The organism is Shewanella sp. SW32, from assembly GCF_025653365.1.
GTDB lineage: Bacteria > Pseudomonadota > Gammaproteobacteria > Enterobacterales > Shewanellaceae > Shewanella > Shewanella oncorhynchi.
The window spans coordinates 111,337-128,312 of the sequence record NZ_JAKKSJ010000005.1; the positions used below are offsets into that span (position 1 = coordinate 111,337).

Genomic DNA, 16,976 nt, shown 5'->3' on the forward strand with positions numbered 1-16,976 from the left:
ATCATTTTTATCAATGAATCATTAACTTAGCAAGAAATCCAAAGGTAAATTTTGTTGCTTTTGTCGACCCCCTTGATGACAATGTCCCCCATGATTCAGTTCGAATGCAAAAGAGGATTTACTATGCTGTCTGCAACTATGATCGAAAAGTTGAATGAACAAATTAATATGGAGTTCTTCTCCTCAAATTTATACCTGCAAATGAGTGCGTGGTGTGAAGATCAGGGATTTGAAGGCGCAGCTAAGTTTATGCGTGAGCACGCGGATGAAGAAATGGGCCATATGCGTCGTCTGTTCACGTATGTGAGCGAAACCGGTGGCTTACCTTTGTTAGGTGCGATTGCGGCGCCACAGTCACAGTTCGATTCTTTACTGGCGTTGTTTGAATTAACCTATGAGCATGAGCAGCTGATTACCCGTCAGATCAATGCCTTGGCCCATGCCGCATTTTCGAATCAAGATTACTCAACCTTTAACTTCTTACAATGGTATGTCGCTGAGCAGCACGAAGAAGAAAAGCTGTTTAAGTCGATTGTCGATAAGATACGTTTAGTGGGCGAAGATGGTAAGGCACTGTTCTTTATAGATAAAGATTTAGCTAAGCTAGCCTCTAAGGGGGGCGAAAGCATAATGAACGGTCAAGGCCAACCACAGGCTTAAACCCGTTTTATTTGCCACAAAAAAGCAGCCTAGGCTGCTTTTTTGCTCTTTATTGTTTTATTTTTTATAAGCTTAGATATTCACGCATTTATCTTGATAGCCATCATTCAACAGTGCTGTGTGCTTGATGCGTAGCAAGGGAGTGATTTCATTGAAGGGGAGCGGCTTGGAGATCAAATACCCTTGAGCGAAGTGACAACCTAAATCTCGTAGGAAGTGCCACTGTGCTTCGGTTTCTATGCCTTCAGCAACTAACTCCATTTCTAGGCTTTGCCCCATCATGACAATCGCTTTGACTAAGTTGGCGTTCGAGTTATTTTCGAGGGCATTTTCCACAAAGCTGCGGTCGATTTTAATCACTGAAATCGGGAATTTTTTCAGATAACTCAGGGAAGAATAACCCGTACCAAAGTCATCGATATAGATTTGCGAGCCTAAATGACGAATAGACTCGAGCGTGCTCAAGCAATGGCTGGCATCGCCCATCAGCATGCTTTCAGTGATCTCAATATGCACATTTCGTGGGTTGACGTGGTGGCGGTTGAAGCACTCCTGCAACACTTGGTCGAATCCCATACCGCGTGTATTGATACATTGGCGGCTGGAAACATTAATCGCGACATTGATATTTAAGCCACTTTTCTGCCATTGCCTCAGATCATGCATGGCTTGGTTGAGCACCCATTCGCCCATAGGCTCTATCAGCCCGGTTTCTTCGGCTAATGGGATAAATTGATCCGGCGGGATCAACCCAAGCTCGGGATCTTGCCAGCGGATAAGGGCTTCGACGCTGCAGACACTTCCGGTTTGCATATCCACGATAGGTTGATAATGCAGGGCAAATTCATTTTGTGCCACGGCACGGCGTAGGCGTTGTTCTAACTCCATCCGGGCGAACATGGCTTGATTCATACCCGCGGTGAAGTATTTAAAATTGTTCCGCCCTGCGTCTTTGGCTTGATACATGGCGGTTTCGGTATTGCGGGTGAGTGAGCCGGTATCTAACCCATCTTCGGGATAGACGCCAATACCAAAGCTGGCCGAAATCTGGATCTCGCGGTCATTTAAGTTAAATGGCATACCTAAGGTTTCAATGATTCGGGTTGCCATGTGTTCGATGGCGAGTTCGTTAGTCAGTCGTGGCAAGATAAGCACAAACTCGTCGCCACCGATACGTGCGATAAAATCGGTTTTCCCCGCAATGCCTTCTAAGCGCTTTGCGACATCTTTAAGTAATAAGTCTCCAGTGGCATGGCCTTGTACATCATTGATATATTTGAATTGATCCAAATCAATCAGCAAGATAGCCAGCTTGCGAGAGTCATGCTGTGCCACATGGATTTCGTGCTGCAGTCGTTCATTGAACAGCTTACGATTAGGCAGCCCAGTTAATCCATCGAAGTTGGCCTGATACCAAAGATCCTGCTCATATTGCTTACGCTTACTGATATCCATAAATAAACCAATATGTTGGATTATTTTACCTTGCTCATTTCGCACCACAGTAATCGCTAGATACTCGGGATACACTTGGCCATCTTTGCGTTTATTCCAAACTTCACCCTCCCATTTCCCTTCTTTTTGTAGTGACTCCCACATGGCGGTATAAAAGTGCTTAGGATGACGGCTAGAGCTGAGTAGGGAGGGGCTGCGGCCTTTCACTTCTTCCAATGAATAGCCCGTAATGTGGCAAAAAGCGGGGTTGACCAGTTCAATATGGTTGTCGGCATCTGTCACCATTATGCCTTCGGCAGAATAGTCAAACACAGCTGCAGCGCGGCTTAGGGCATGGTTTGCTTTTTGCCGTTCGCTAATCATACGGTTCATGGCACGGGCCATGCGAGCGAGTTCATCTGTGCCTGAGACTTGGATATTAATATTGAGCTGTGGATCTGCTGCCATTTGCTGCATGTCATTGGCAATCTTAGTGATCTTATCCATAAAATTGCGGATGATCTTTTGTCCAAGCCAAAGTGTGATGGTCGCGGTGAACAAAGCCGAGAACAAGTATAAGCCGAGTAAGATTAAGGTGTGGTTTTGTTGATATTCGCTCTGCTGCGCCATGTTCTTGGTGATATTTTGCGCTAGCAAATGTAGTTGATTGATACGCTGAGTGGTGAGATCCCACCACTCCTGGCTATCAATTGGATGTGGCGGCATTAATAGTTGGCTCATCGCTTGGCTTAATTTGTCCTCGCTGGCAGGGACTTGCGCGATGGCTTTGATCTCCGTCATCGGCAAACCTTGCTGCTTCAGTTGCTGCAACTTGACCATGCTGAACTGGTGTTGATCTATGCTGTCCTCAATGGTTTTCAGCGCTGCCTTAAATTCGGGTAGAGAACGAGTCTCATGATTGAGTTCATCCAAATTAAGCTGAATCGTCGCAAGTGCAGCATTAAATTTTTGCAGTGAAATATCATCGCCCTTAAGCAAATAGTCCTGAAAACTGCCCATTAAGCCACCGTAACCTAAGTAGGCATTAATATTTTGTGCCAGAGCGCTAATGCGAGTTTGTTGTTCAATTTGCTTGCTGATTTGCAGAATGCGTTGATTTTCTGGCGAATCTTGTAGGTTTTGCAGTAAGGACCTTCTATCGGAAATTGATGCATTACTCGCGTGCATCACGGCTCGCTCATATTCATACATAAAGGAGATTATGGTGCGGTAATCATTAATATTGAGTGACTTGCTGAGCAGTAATTGATTGATGGCACTTCGTTCTTTTACGGCCAACTCCTGCACCATAAGCAGGTTCAATAGATCGGTATAGGCACGGGACTGACTGATTTCATTGGTTTGTAACTGTAATAACTGGATGAGCTGTAAAAGCTGAGTGTGGAATTGATTATAGAGTTCCGTAAACTGACTCAGTGTTTCGTCTGTGTGGTTTTGGTGAACGTTAGCGAGTTTGTTGCCTGTGAGTTTGAGCGCATCCAACAATGCGTTCATTTTGTTTGCTTCAATACTTTTAGGGTCGAGCGCCTCCAGAAGATGCTCTAAAGGCTCACTGTTCAGTAATGCATCGAGTGCTTTTGACCTAGTCGCTTGTTGCTGTAATAGCACTTCATCGGTTGGTCGCTGATTTGTACTTAGACCATATTCGTTTTGCAACTGATAGAGTAGCTCAGTGATTTGTACCGTCGTTTGTACCGCAAGATGATTGTGCTTGGCTGAGTGTGATTCCTTTATCAAGTCATGCATGCGCGTCAGAATGAAAAAGCTCATCATTAATAATGGGACTAACGAAAACAGAATGAGCTTTTGCTTCAAACTGAGATGGTGTAGCGCTGACGGCATTAAAGATCACTCCACTCGTTCGCCTAGGCAGAAAAAGAAAATTCAACGTAATAACGTTGAATCCGAGTTACAAATAGGACTAGGCACAGGGTGAGGATATTTAACATAGGCAGCCAGCTACCGCGACCTTTAGTTTATGGATATCTAATCTAGGTCACGAAATTAAGCAAATTGTTATATATCATGCTAAGAGACTATTTTTATTAACCTATTTTGCACCTATCAAACAAGCATTTGCTTTGTCTGTGATGTGAAGCAGTATTTCATCATTCGAAAGAATGACTTGTTTAACTTTACCTTTTATCGTTTTTTTAGTGCATTAGGTGGAACGCGATTGTTAACGGTAAATCTACTTAAATAAAAAGGACGTTTGCCGCAGCGAAACGTCCTTCTATTTAAATCAATGCCCTAGATTCAGGCGATTGGCGCGTTATCTAGCCGACATTGGCCAGCAATGATTTGCGATAAACGACAATATCTTCAATCGTTAACACGGGTATATTGTGCTGAGTTCCGAAGGCAATAATTTCGGGCAAACGCGCCATAGTGCCATCGGTGTTAGTGACTTCACACAATACGCCAGCGGCTTTTAAACCTGCGAGTTGCATTAAATCAATAGTGCCTTCGGTGTGGCCGCGGCGAGTTAATACTCCACCCGGTTGGGCGCGAAGTGGATACACATGGCCAGGACGAGCGAGATCACTTGGCTTAGCGCCATCGGCAATCGCCGCTTTAATGGTGGTCACGCGATCGGCGGCAGAAACGCCAGTCGTCACACCGACTTTAGCTTCAATACTCACAGTAAACGCCGTGCCGTATTGGCTCGAGTTGTTTTCCACCATAGGGGGCAACTCGAGGGCTTTGACTTTTGCATCGGGTAAACACAGGCAAACAATACCGCTACATTCACGGATGAGCATGGCCATTTGAGCGTTAGTCAGCGTCTCGGCAGCGAAAATTAAATCGCCTTCGTTTTCTCTATCTTCGTCATCGACAACTAATACACCTTGGCCTTGACGCAGGGCATTAAGACCCGCTTCAACGCGTTCGATAGCAGTACCAAAAGGAGCAAGTAAAGACTGATTCATGGTTAATATCCTTAAAAAATACGACATTGGAATATCCAGAATCAGGGCGTGCAGAAATACAACGTAATCAAACCCAATGGCTCGATTTTGCTGTAGCAATATCACTTCACTTGGGGTGAAGTTATTGCAAAACATGAGGCTAACACTGAGATACATAAGCGCGTTGCACTTAAATACCACAAGGTTGTCTTACATTCTCTTCCATCCGGACTCAGCACTGTCGCCATTAAAGCAAACAGTCCATTACCGTCGGCTCTGGAATAGTCAGTTTTGCACTAGGCAAAATCTAAGGCACCAGATCTGCTGACCCCGAAAGTGATTTCGGGCGCTCGCGGGCTTTGGGTGTCGCTCAGCAAAATAATCACTTAGTCGTTACCCATTTACCGCCGGTGGGGAGTTTCACCCCGCCCTGAGAATTTGCTTTTGAGCCATTTGCGCTCAAAAACGCAGTTATGTTGCTCTTATTTACCGCGAATGGCAACTTCTCGCGTTCAATGTTTGCGCTAGTGCACACCTGACCACTATCATACTGAACACATAAGCTAATTGACTTGCCGTCGCATTCTTCGACGGTCGTTATGGACGTCACAAGGACGTATAAATGCGCTCTCTGCTACTCACTTTAGGTATTGTTATGCTGTTATCCGCTTGTTCGACCTCCAAAGGGCAAGTACCTGCCCCGGTTGCTGAAAAAATTCCCCATGTGATGACTTTGCATGGCGTAACCCGTACCGATGATTACTATTGGCTGCGTGATGATGAGCGCAAAGATCCTAAAGTGTTGGCCTATCTCAACGCTGAGAATCGTTATACCGCGGCTTATTTCAAACCATTAAAGCCATTGCAAGATGGTCTTTATAAGGAGTTAACTGAGCGCTTAGTCGCCGATGAGTCGAGCGTGCCGTACCAATGGCATCAGCACAGCTACTATCACAGATACCAAGAGGGCAGCGAATATCCGCTGATCAGCCGTAAGGGCGCCGATGGTGTTGAGCAAGTGATGCTCGACGTTAACGAGCGAGCTAAGGGCCATGAGTTTTATGGTTTAGGCGGCGCGAGTGTGAGCCCAGATGAAACCATGTTGGCCTTTGGCGAAGACGTCCTCAGCCGCCGTGTATATCACATCTATTTTAAAGACTTGGCTTCGGGCGACATGATCACCGACGTGCTTGAAAATACCGAAGGTCGCGTAGTGTGGGCGAACGACAACAAGCATGTGTTCTATATCGCCAAAGATCTAAAAACCTTGCTGGGCTATCAAGTGTATCGCCACGAGCTGGGCACTAAGCAATCGAGCGATGTCTTAGTGTATGAAGAACAGGACGATTCATTTTATATCTCACTCGGCAAAACCTTAGATGAGTCGCAAATTGTGTTGTTCCAAGAAAGCACCACGACGAGTGAAGTGTCTATTCTCGATGCCAGCGAGCCTTTAGGTTTATTCAAGCCAGTATTAGCGCGGGAAGAAGGCCACGAATACAGTGTGTCTAAGCTGGGTGATACTTATTACATTCTCACCAACTGGCAGGCGACTAACTTCCGTTTGATGAAAGTTGCCATCAAAGATGCGGCGGATAAATCGAAGTGGCAAGAAATGGTTGCGCATAATCCCAATGCCCGTATCGAAGATGAGTTAGTGCTCAAGGATTATCTGATTATTCAGACCCGTGAAAACGGCCTGACGCGGATTAAAGTGATGCCGCTCAATGGTCAAAAGCCCTTCGAGTTGAGCTTTGATGAGCCTGCTTATGTGATGGGTTTAGAGATTAATTCCCAGCAAGACAGCAATAAGTTACGCATTTTCTACTCCAGCCTAACGACGCCAGAAGCCGTATACGAATATTCGCTGGTGAATCCCGATAGACGTGATTTATTAAAACAAGATCAAGTCTTAGGCGGCTTCGATGCCAGCCAGTATCGTGCAGAACGGATATTTGTGACGGCCCGCGACGGTGCGAAAGTGCCCGTCTCTTTGGTATATCGCAAAGATAAATTCAAGAAAGATGGCACTAATCCTCTGTATCAATACGGTTATGGATCTTACGGTTACACAGTAGAACCCGATTTTTCTTCATCCGTTATCAGTCTACTTGACCGCGGTTTTGTGTATGCCATCGCCCATGTGCGCGGCTCAGAAATGCTAGGTCGCCCTTGGTATGACAATGGTAAGTTGTTGAATAAGCAGAATACCTTCAATGATTTTATTGACGTAACAACGGCATTAACGGCGCAAGGTTATGGCGACAAAAACAAGGTTGTTGCCTCTGGCGGCAGCGCGGGTGGTTTGCTAATGGGCGCGATTGCTAACCAAGCGCCGGATAAGTATTTCGCCCTTGCAGCCCATGTACCCTTTGTTGATGTGGTGACGACTATGCTGGACGAGTCGATTCCGTTGACGACCAATGAGTACGACGAGTGGGGTAATCCTAACGAGAAAACTTACTTTGATTACATGCTGAGTTACTCGCCCTACGACAATGTCACTGAGCAAGAATACCCACACATGTTAGTGACGACGGGTTTGCATGACTCGCAAGTGCAGTATTTTGAACCTGCTAAGTGGGTCGCTAAACTGCGCGATGTACAGAATAAGTGGTACAAGATGGATGATAAGGTGTTGTTATTCAATGTGGATATGGAAGCTGGCCACGGCGGTAAGAGTGGTCGTTATCGCCAGTACCAAGACACTGCCCAAGAATATGCCTTCTTCTTGAGTCTATTAGGTATGGCGAAGTAGGTCATTCGCAAGTGACTGGATCAGCCGTCAACCTAGGCAATACTGACAGAGGCGCTTTACAGCAACATGAGTCACTGGTGGCAGACACACTTGTCCCAGTGACTAGCGCTGTCGCAACCAAAAATGTTGTTACAGAAGCTTCGCTGAATCCCGTACCATTAAATCCTGCACCACCGAAGCCTACACCCATAAAATCAGCACCCCTCTGGTACTTGTATCTAGTCCGCTGCGCCAACGGGCATTTATACACAGGCGTCACCACCGACGTAGCGCGACGCTTTAGCGAGCATCAATCGGGTGGAATCAAATCCGCTAAGTATCTGCGCGGTAAAGGGCCATTAACGCTGATGTATCAAGAGCAGGTTGGCAGTCAGGGTGATGCACTACGCCGTGAGATTGCAGTTAAAAAGCTAAGCCGCAGTCAAAAGCTGGCATTGATTGAGTCTGTCTAACATAGTGCGATATGAAAGAGCAAAATCCTATTAAGTCATTGGTATTTGTATACAATGATTAAGCACTGGAATGGCAGTGCTTAATAGCTTAACGATTAATTTCCATAATAAATCAAGTGGTTAAGATTTTATCGCCACCAAAGACTGGTCTGCATTGGGGTTAGAGAAGTAAGAATTGAAAGTTAAAAAATGCCACTGGCCGGTTTATTGCCGGATTTATTATTGGGGTGAGTCAATTTTTCTTCTGTTGAGTGATAAGTTTGTCTGCTATTGGTATTCTGAACTCCATTCAACAGATTAAGAATGCCACTTACACAGATCTTTTCACGCTCTCGAACTACATGTCCGGTCTTTTTCTATGCTTAATTTACAATCCCTGGTAGGGCTTCTCTTAAAAGTTCCAACTCCTTTTTGTTTGCTTTAATCCAAAGTTTTTTCAAGTTTGGTATCGAAGCCAAGATTTCTACTGTCTCTTTAGTCTTGATTACATTTGTTTCAACAAGATATAACGCAAAAATATTTTTATTTCCACGCAACTCATCAATACTGGACAACTGTGGGTTTCCACTGAGGTCTAAAATTTTTACGCTGTCAAGCGTTGAAATGATAGAACCAAAATCTAACTTTTGACATTTATTTAAAGATAAGTAGCTTAAATTCTGGGTGTTTCCGGTAATTTCAGAGAGTTTGCTTGCATGGGACACACTTAATGATTCAACTGAGTCTGAGCATAAATTAATTGACTCTAATGAACGAACAATGGAGCAGTTTAATGAAATTGCGACATCAACTTTTAGATTAATAACTTTGGAGTTGAATATATTTACATGCTTAATCCCGTCAACCAATTCAGATGATTCATTTTGCTCAACATAACCTTTCCGAATGAATGCCATTATGGCTTTCCAATCATCTCGCTGCCACTCAGTGTTATATACATAATCCAATATTGGTAATATAGAATCGAAGGTAGGTAATGAATTTTCCCACCTCTGCCATTCTGAAACATTTTCTGGTGCTAACTTTATATATTTCTTAAAAGATGAAATGTCCATATTATCACTTAATTAAAATTGGGTTGTCGAATTCAGAACGTTGATCTCTTCCGGTATATTTTTGCATTTCTTTTGAGAAGCGGCTCTAAATTCTGATGATTTATTCTGTCACGCTATCCCTTTACTCACTCTTATTTGAGCTGACTAAAGCTTTAAAGCGAAGGTCACTCTTGCTCAGAGGGGTAAGTGCCTCGGCTTTGGTGAGATATTGCATAGTGATGTGGATAGCGTCTTGATGGTGACTAAATTCCCTAAAAATACGCTTTGCAATCAGCAGATTTAATTGATGTGCGGCTAATGAGGCATGCTCATGCTTTATCTGTAAAATAGCCTCTTCTAGGGAGATAGGGGGAATTTCTCCCAAGGTTATAAGAAAGGCTTTTGCAACAGTTCTGGCGTGTGAGAAATAGTCTGAGTGCGCATCTAAGGCGTAAATATGCTTGAAAATGTGTTTGGCTAGGGCTTTATTGTCGTTGCGATAAAAAGATTCGCCATCAAAACAAATATCCCCTAGTCCTTCCATTATCTGCCTAGGGTTATCCGATAGAGAAAGCGCTTCAATTTCTTTTTGGTATTCCGAAAACTGATCCATATTCTCGACCTTACTGGCACTACAGTGTGACTTTTCGACTATTGAAGTGGGAAGGCCGACAATCTTAGCAAATCCACAAGGTTAAAGCGTAACGATCTGAATAAAATCAACGTCATTTCTGCAAACTCAAGCTTTATTCCGGTATAAAAAAATGCCACTACAAGGGGTTAGTGGCATAAATGCATAAGTCGGGCATACGCTTAAAAGGGTGGGTAGAAGACTGACATCTTGGCTGGGAACCGTTGCAACATCAGCCTCTACGCCGGGAAGTGGGTAAAACCTTTGGGAGTAGAGTGGTAAAACGGCGCGTTATTGCATGCTTACTGGGCCGTCGATTTTGTTAAATGTCACATCGCCAGAACCTGCCGCAAGAATCGTTAATCCCTTAGTGTTAAAGACATTAATGTTGCCTGAGCCGTCTGTGATGGTCACAGCACTTTGCACATTGGCGACCTCTATGTTGCCCGAGCCGTCATCAATTGCGGTATTGCCGCGAATATCGGTCAGCTTGATGGCACCAGCGCCATCTTCAATGGTTAGGCTGCCGTTGATTTGGCTGATTTCAATATCACCTGAGCCATCCTCTATGTTGATATTGTTACCACCGTTGATAGTGAGTTCACCCGAACCGTCTTTGACGTTCATGTCTGACGTCATCTTGCTGATCAAAATAGCCCCTGAGCTGTCATCAATATCCAGTGTAAAGTTCGCAGGGACTTGCAGTTTTAGGTCTATATAGGGCGAGTCATTATTAGAATCTGTTTGCTCAAAGTTGGCCTTGAGCTTGGCTTTATTGGCTTTTTTCTCAAGGGTGAGAATGACTTTGCTGTCATCGTTGCCGTCCTTATTGCTATAGATGTCGGCGACGAGTTTAATTTGGCTGAGGCCTTCGACACCGATAATTTCCAAACTGCCTGCGCCTGTTTCTGCAATCAGGCCTTGTAAATCTTGGCTATCGAGTATGAGTTCGCGTTGTTGGTGGTCTAAGTCTGGCATGCCTGCTGCGTTCACATTAAGAATGCAGCCAGTGAGCGATACCCCAGCAGTAAAAAACACTATAAAAGCGAGGGTGAATATAAATGGGCGTAGTGACATGTTAGCTTCCTTGTTTATCTGGCACTCGATTTTTTGGGTGAGTGCTGAGTAGCCTTGCGATGTGTAAGATACTGCACAGCTTATGCCAATTTTAAGTTTCATTTATAATCAATTGGTTAAGCTAAAAAGTGTCCGAGGTTCACTATGCGGACATGTCCGCTACATGGGTGATTTACTCATAGATTAGTGAAATTGCTCATTTATTAAGTTAGTTTAAGCTCCGTAAGTCACGCGGAATCAAAAATACAAAAAATATAAGAAGGGATGCTGATGGATTATTTAACAACAAACAAAACGGCTTGGGATGCGCGCACTCGGGTACATTTAACTTCTGATTTTTATGATGTTGCGGGCTTTCTTAGTGGTAAGACTTCGCTGCGGGAAATTGAGCTAGGTGAACTCGAGGTTGCAGGTAAAAGTTTGCTGCATCTGCAATGTCATTTCGGCTTAGACACCTTGTCGTGGGCGCGAATGGGATCCAGAGTCACAGGCGTCGATTTGTCAGAGGTGGCGATTGTTGAAGCGCAAAAACTGGCAGAACGGACACAGTTGTCCGCCGAGTTTATCTGTAGCGATGTTTACAGTGTGGCGAGCAAGGTTGAGCCTCACGATATTGTGTTTACGTCCTATGGTGCCATTGTTTGGCTGCCGGATTTAACCCTATGGGCGCAAACGGTTGCCGACTGTTTAACACCCGGCGGACAGTTTTACATGGCCGAGTTCCATCCTGCGCAGCAGTTGTTCGATGGCTATAGCTATTTTAATCGGGGTGAGCCAGACATAGAGCTGGAAGGCACATATACCGAAAATACCGGTGATGATCAGCAAACCTTAATGTGCTGGTCGCACAGTTTATCTGAAGTGATCAATGCGTTATTGCAGGCGGGCTTAGTGTTGGAGTTTTTCCACGAATTTGATTTCAGCCCCTATAACTGCTTTGAAGGGCTCGAAGCGCAAGAAGATGGTCGTTATGTGTTAACACACCAAGGGCAGAAGGTGCCCTTGGTGTATAGCATCAGTGCGCGTAAGCCTGCGTAATCACAACCTTTTGTAATCGCGATGATCAACGACTACGGTAAACCGGATACTTAAGGTATTGGTTATCGTAGTAAGGGCTACGTTCATAGAACCAGCGTAGGCGTGCCTCAGGATCGGCGGCAAACTCTGCATTGGTCAGTGCTTTGTCGAACTCAGCTTGTAGCTTAGGATCATCTTTTAGCATCTTGGCCGCCAGTGGCTCTACCGCATAATCTTCAATGTATTCAGTATGAGTGAAGATAGGATTGAAGAACCCCCATTGCAGTAAAGAATCTGGTGATTGCGGCTCAAGCAGTAAAATCGTCAGATCGCCTAGCGGTTGATCTGTACTGATTTTAATGGTGCCAGCGGGCAGAGTGGTGCTGATTTTGGTTAACTCTGACTCGGCTTTGACCGTTTGGCGGCCCTCAAAATCCTTAGTGTTAAACACGGGATTGCTGAGGGTATATTGCTGCAATTTTAACTCGGTTGGCTTTTTGAGCGTGGTCATGCGAATGCCATGCACGTTAAGACGATCAATCACTTGAGTCCATTGAGCGGGAATATAGTAAGCACTCGGACGAGTGACCTTAATGTCGGGCACAGTTTCAGCCATCACAGGCAAGTTAGGGTAAAGCTTAGGTTCACCTGTCCAGCGCACAACTTCAGCACCACTGATGGGGCTCTTTTCAAGTTGATAATCTATGCCTTTAAAATCCCAGCCTTTTTCTAATGGTGCTAATTTCCAAGTAAGGGTGATTAGCGGTGAGGCGCGGTATTTATCTTCTTGAATCGCACTCTTAAGTTTTGTCGCCTGTTCACCCACGGTTTTGAGGGTTTGCGCTAACATCACATAAGTGCCGAGCACCCTTTGCTTAAAGGGCTTTAGGCTGTGGTTTTCAACCAGAATGGTGGGCAAATGGCGAGCATCGCCATAACCGTTAGAGAAGCGCGGGCTTGGATTCCACAGCGACATACCCTTGTTAATATCGGCGTTATCCACGGCAAAAATCAGTGCGCCGGGAATATGGCCTTGTTCCGTTAATGCGGCTTCAACCGCAGGTCTGTAGCTGTTTTCGAGCCAGCGGTAGCTCGCAGGGCTTAAGCCTTGGGCAAGGTTATAACCAAAGGTAACATCGTATTGATAGTCGATGCCGTCGGTAACATGGACATCGATATACAGATCCGGTTGCCATACGTTGATTGCGCGCAGCATGTGCTGCATTTCTAAGCTGTCGGCCTTAGCATAATCGCGGTTAAGGTTGAGATTATTAGCCGTAGTGCGCCAGCCCATATTCACAGGGCCACGTTGATTTACACGATTAAATTCGCCGCTGCGCTCATGGGCATCAACACTAAAAATAGGCACAAACAAGAGGTTAGCTTTATCGAGCAGGGCACTTTTATCGCCTTGGATAATGTCACGTAGTAGCATCATGCCGGCATCCTTACCGTCGATTTCTCCTGCATGAATTCCCGCCTGCACTAGCACTGTCGGCTTAGTGTTTTGTTTGAGGCGTGCCGATTCATTAATGCCTTCGCTGCTGGCGATATACATCCAAATATCGCGCCCTTGTGGGCTCTTACCTAAGCTAACCTTTTGTAATTTATCTGTCTCGCCCGCGAGTTTGTCGAGCCAAGCGATAGTGGCATCGTAGCTTGGACTTTCAATACCGCCACTTTGCTCAAAGGGAGTCGCCCACTCGCTATCAACACTTAACATGAGCGATTCGCTGGCGCCAGACCAAGTGATGTTTGGCGGTAAAATCGCATCGTTGACAAAGGTGTTGGCTCGTTCAGGAATGGGCGCTGGTTGTGCTTCTGGCGCCGTAACTGTGGTATCGGCCAGTACATTAGTCGCAGTTTCAGTCGCTTGGCTATTCGCTGCTGGACTTGCATCCTGTGACGTTGTGATTACTGGGGAGCCAACTGCCAATGTTTCGGTGGTAGAGGCTTGCGCCATAGTGGCTGCCGGAGTTGTTTGGGTTGTGGTTTTCGCATCATTGGCAAAAGCATTACCAAGGTACAGATTGCCCGTAGAGAGACAGGCAATGGCGATAACGGAGAAAGAAAACAAGCGCATGAAAAGAGTCCATCTATCGAATTTTTATTAGGACGGTATCTTTTCATTAAACGCCCCGTTAACGCAAGGGCGGCTAAGGGTTATCCGGCATTTCTGACATGGATTTAAGCACTAAGCGGAATGGTAAAATCGACTAAGCCGTTTTGCTGGGCGTTATCTGAGAAGCTGGCCGCTTGTGATAGGCAATGTCGATAATGGCAATGTCTTTATAAAGTGCTTCGACGGCAATCGCGAGCTGATAAATCAGCCAGCTATAACCTGTGAGTGCAAATCCCTGCGGCACTTGGTCGTTTACGGTTGTCACTGGGTCTGCGGTTGATGCTTGAGTGGCTGCAACTAGGGCAAGCTGGAGTCTGTGTTGTAATTCTTGATCTAAACATTCTGGCAGTGTCGGCAATTGTTGGGCTTTACCCGCTACAAATTCTGCAAGTTGTTGCAAATAGAAGGCAAGCTCAGAGGCAACCGCATTAATCTGCAGATAGGCGTCTTTGTCTTCTTCCTGCCAGCGGGTTAAGGGTAAGAGTTCGAGTAAGGTGATTAAGCGCACTTGTTTATTGGCTAACTGCGACAGTAGCACTTTGTGTTTTTTGAGGGTTTGACTTTCCCATTCCAAGGAGAAAAACAGTTTCTTTTGAGTGAGTACGGCTTTCATCGCAGCCTCTAGTCTAGCGCGAAAATCGAGCTCATGATTGGCGGGTGCCTTAAGGTGCTCGGCTAATACTTCGGCCATATTGTCGATGGCATGGGTGAGTTGGGAGCGCCAATCTTGTTTAGCTTTAATCGGAAAAATGAACAGTGAGACCAAAATAGCAATCACGCAGCCGGAGAGGATGTTGGCCGTGCGCCATAGTGCCTCAGAGGTGTCATGGTTGGCGTCGCCGACGACGATTATGATGGTAAATCCGGCCACTAAATAGGCATAGCTGTAACGTCCGGCCGAGATAAAACAAATCAAGCTAACGGCTAAGATCAGCAGGCTCATAATTAGCCAATAACTGTCCACAGTGGCAACTAACATCACCCCATAAGCTGAGCCTAAACAAGTGCCTATAGCCCTTTGTAGCGACTTTTCAATCGCGCCGCCTACCTGAGGTAAGCTCATCATAATGATCACTATCGTGACCATACTCCAAATAAAATGCGGTGGCGCCCAAATGGCATTAATAGTGACAGCAACGAGTAAGGCTAGCCCGAGCTTTAGGGCGTGGATTGAGCGGAAATGGCGATAGATAAAGTCGGCAAAGGGTGTGGCTGGGGCAAATACAGACATAGGGCAAAATTCCTTTGAGCTAACTTAGCGATGTTAATCTAGTGGCAGTATCGCAGAAAAACCATGTCACTTGCGGCCATAGCGCCATAAAGAAATGTAAATTGCGAAATCTAGCAAATTGAGCTTAGTGGATGGCGCGGGAGAGATCACATTAACACTCAGATTAAATAGGCTTAACTGATGCGTGTAGAGGCAGGCCATTATATCGTGCTGCAGATAAAAAAGGCTTGAATAAGCGTTGCCTATTCAAGCCTATATTCAAAGTGTTTGAGTTAGCTTAAGCTGCGCTCACTATCCGCTTTAACGTCAACTTCTGTGTATTTATCCATGATCAAGGCACAAGCAGCATCGCCAGTGATATTGAGTGCGGTACGGATCATGTCAAAAACCCTGTCTAACGCAAACAGCAAAGGTAAACCATCGATAGGAATTCCTGCAGCTAACAGCACTGCCACCACTAAGAAGGATGGGCCCGGCACACCAGCTTGACCAATTGCACCTAAGGTTGAGGTGAAAATGATGGCCGCATAGGCTGTCATCGACAGATCAACGTTATACATTTGGGCGAAGAACATGGCCACTAAACCATAATAAATCGCGTTGCCGCTCATATTAATGGTGGCGCCTAACGGCAATACAAAAGCCGTGGTTGCCTTAGAGACTTTAAGATCTTCCTCACAGGTTTCCATATTCACTGGCAGAGTCGCCATTGAAGAGGCGGTCGATAATGCCATCACCTGTGGTTTCTTCATTGCCGAAATAAACTGGCGCGCCGACACTCTTGAGAAGAGTTGTACCACTAATGGGAAGAAGATAAAGCCGTAGATCAGAATCGCAGCCACAAATACGGCGAATAACTTAAACACGACTTCTAGTGCATCGAAACCGAAGGTACCGACAGAATCGGCCATCAAACCAAATACACCGATAGGGGCAATGATCATCACGCAGTTGATCATCCACACAAAGGCATCAACGACTGTGTTGAGTGCGGCCAAAATAGGTTTAGCACCATCGCCTTTAACTTTAGTCAGTGCGATGCCGAAGAAGATACTAAAGACTAAGATTTGCAATATGTTACCGCCGTTCAGTGACTCGAACACATTGGTTGGGATCATGCCGATAAAGGTATCCATTACCCCGGGCAATGCGCCATGTTCCTTGGTTACTTCCATCAAGTCTGTGCTGCTGTGGGCGGTAAAATCAACGCCTGCACCCGGTTGGAACAGATTACCCATCAAGAGTGCAAGCACAACGGCAAAGCCCGACGTGACAATAAAAAAGCCGAAAGTGCCAATACCAATTTTACCCGCCGATGGGCTATCACCTAAGCTCGCCGCGCCGCTGATGATAGAAACCAATACCAGTGGTATCACTAGCATTTTGATTAAATGGATGAAAATGGTTCCGAGTGGTGCAAACACACTTGCACTCTCGCCCATGATAAAACCCACCAGTGCGCCGATAATCATGGCAATAACCACTTGCACACCAATGTTACCTAATAAACTCTTGCTCTTCATTCTTGCGAAACTCCCCAGTTGCCGCAGCATTTTGTGTCATGCACAGACGATTTGAACCTAGACGACTCAAGCTTTAATGATTAAGGCTTACTCTAGGCTAAAGGTTC

12 protein-coding genes and 1 riboswitch are annotated in these 16,976 nt (G+C 45.5%); of the genes, 4 read left to right on the top strand and 8 right to left on the bottom strand.

All coding sequences use genetic code 11. The features are described 5' to 3' along the window. Positions 1-123: 123 nt before the first annotated feature. Positions 124-660, top strand: coding sequence for a non-heme ferritin (gene ftnA / locus L5M28_RS04250; RefSeq protein ID WP_105250975.1), 537 nt, complete (start codon positions 124-126; stop codon positions 658-660). 72 nt (positions 661-732) lie between these two features. Here ftnA and L5M28_RS04255 read toward each other — a convergent pair whose 3' ends face one another. Together L5M28_RS04255 and ribB are read right to left on the bottom strand one after the other, a co-directional pair. Further along, positions 733-3,957: an EAL domain-containing protein gene (locus L5M28_RS04255; protein WP_263202593.1), complete on the bottom strand. Its 3,225-nt coding sequence runs from the start codon at positions 3,955-3,957 to the stop codon at positions 733-735. 434 nt (positions 3,958-4,391) lie between these two features. Continuing rightward, positions 4,392-5,045, bottom strand: a complete 654-nt coding sequence (gene ribB / locus L5M28_RS04260) for a 3,4-dihydroxy-2-butanone-4-phosphate synthase (protein WP_113941272.1) — start codon at positions 5,043-5,045, stop codon at positions 4,392-4,394. 189 nt (positions 5,046-5,234) lie between these two features. Further along, positions 5,235-5,466, bottom strand: a riboswitch (FMN riboswitch). A gap of 180 nt (positions 5,467-5,646) precedes the next feature. On the opposite strand from ribB, the gene L5M28_RS04265 reads away from it, so the two are divergent. Beyond that, complete coding sequence (locus L5M28_RS04265) at positions 5,647-7,782, top strand: S9 family peptidase (protein WP_263202594.1); 2,136 nt, start codon at positions 5,647-5,649, stop codon at positions 7,780-7,782. An 11-nt stretch (positions 7,783-7,793) separates the two neighbouring features. Next, positions 7,794-8,234 (top strand): GIY-YIG nuclease family protein, encoded by a 441-nt coding sequence (locus L5M28_RS04270; protein ID WP_263202595.1) that lies wholly within the window; start codon positions 7,794-7,796, stop codon positions 8,232-8,234. 362 nt (positions 8,235-8,596) lie between these two features. Here L5M28_RS04270 and L5M28_RS04275 read toward each other — a convergent pair whose 3' ends face one another. The 3 genes from L5M28_RS04275 to L5M28_RS04285 form a co-directional block, all read right to left on the bottom strand. Continuing rightward, positions 8,597-9,289: a hypothetical protein gene (locus tag L5M28_RS04275; protein ID WP_263183203.1), complete on the bottom strand. Its 693-nt coding sequence runs from the start codon at positions 9,287-9,289 to the stop codon at positions 8,597-8,599. Positions 9,290-9,410: 121 nt separating this feature from the next. Further along, entirely contained in the window at positions 9,411-9,881 is a 471-nt protein-coding gene (locus L5M28_RS04280) for a hypothetical protein (RefSeq protein WP_263202597.1), read from the bottom strand. Positions 9,882-10,190: 309 nt separating this feature from the next. After that, complete coding sequence (locus L5M28_RS04285; RefSeq protein WP_263202598.1) at positions 10,191-10,976, bottom strand: hypothetical protein; 786 nt, start codon at positions 10,974-10,976, stop codon at positions 10,191-10,193. Between the two features lie 270 nt (positions 10,977-11,246). On the opposite strand from L5M28_RS04285, the gene L5M28_RS04290 reads away from it, so the two are divergent. Continuing rightward, complete coding sequence (locus tag L5M28_RS04290) at positions 11,247-12,014, top strand: class I SAM-dependent methyltransferase (RefSeq protein WP_263202600.1); 768 nt, start codon at positions 11,247-11,249, stop codon at positions 12,012-12,014. 25 nt (positions 12,015-12,039) lie between these two features. Here L5M28_RS04290 and L5M28_RS04295 read toward each other — a convergent pair whose 3' ends face one another. The 3 genes from L5M28_RS04295 to L5M28_RS04305 all read right to left on the bottom strand — a co-directional run bounded on the left by L5M28_RS04295 (position 12,040) and on the right by L5M28_RS04305 (position 16,869). Continuing rightward, the gene (locus tag L5M28_RS04295; RefSeq protein ID WP_263202601.1) at positions 12,040-14,076 is read right to left on the bottom strand and encodes a M14 family metallopeptidase; all 2,037 of its coding nucleotides are present in this window, start codon (positions 14,074-14,076) and stop codon (positions 12,040-12,042) included. A 133-nt stretch (positions 14,077-14,209) separates the two neighbouring features. Continuing rightward, entirely contained in the window at positions 14,210-15,346 is a 1,137-nt protein-coding gene (locus tag L5M28_RS04300; protein WP_263202603.1) for an FUSC family protein, read from the bottom strand. A 272-nt stretch (positions 15,347-15,618) separates the two neighbouring features. Next, positions 15,619-16,869, bottom strand: coding sequence for a dicarboxylate/amino acid:cation symporter (locus L5M28_RS04305; protein ID WP_105250986.1), 1,251 nt, complete (start codon positions 16,867-16,869; stop codon positions 15,619-15,621). Between the last annotated feature and the right edge of the window lie 107 nt (positions 16,870-16,976).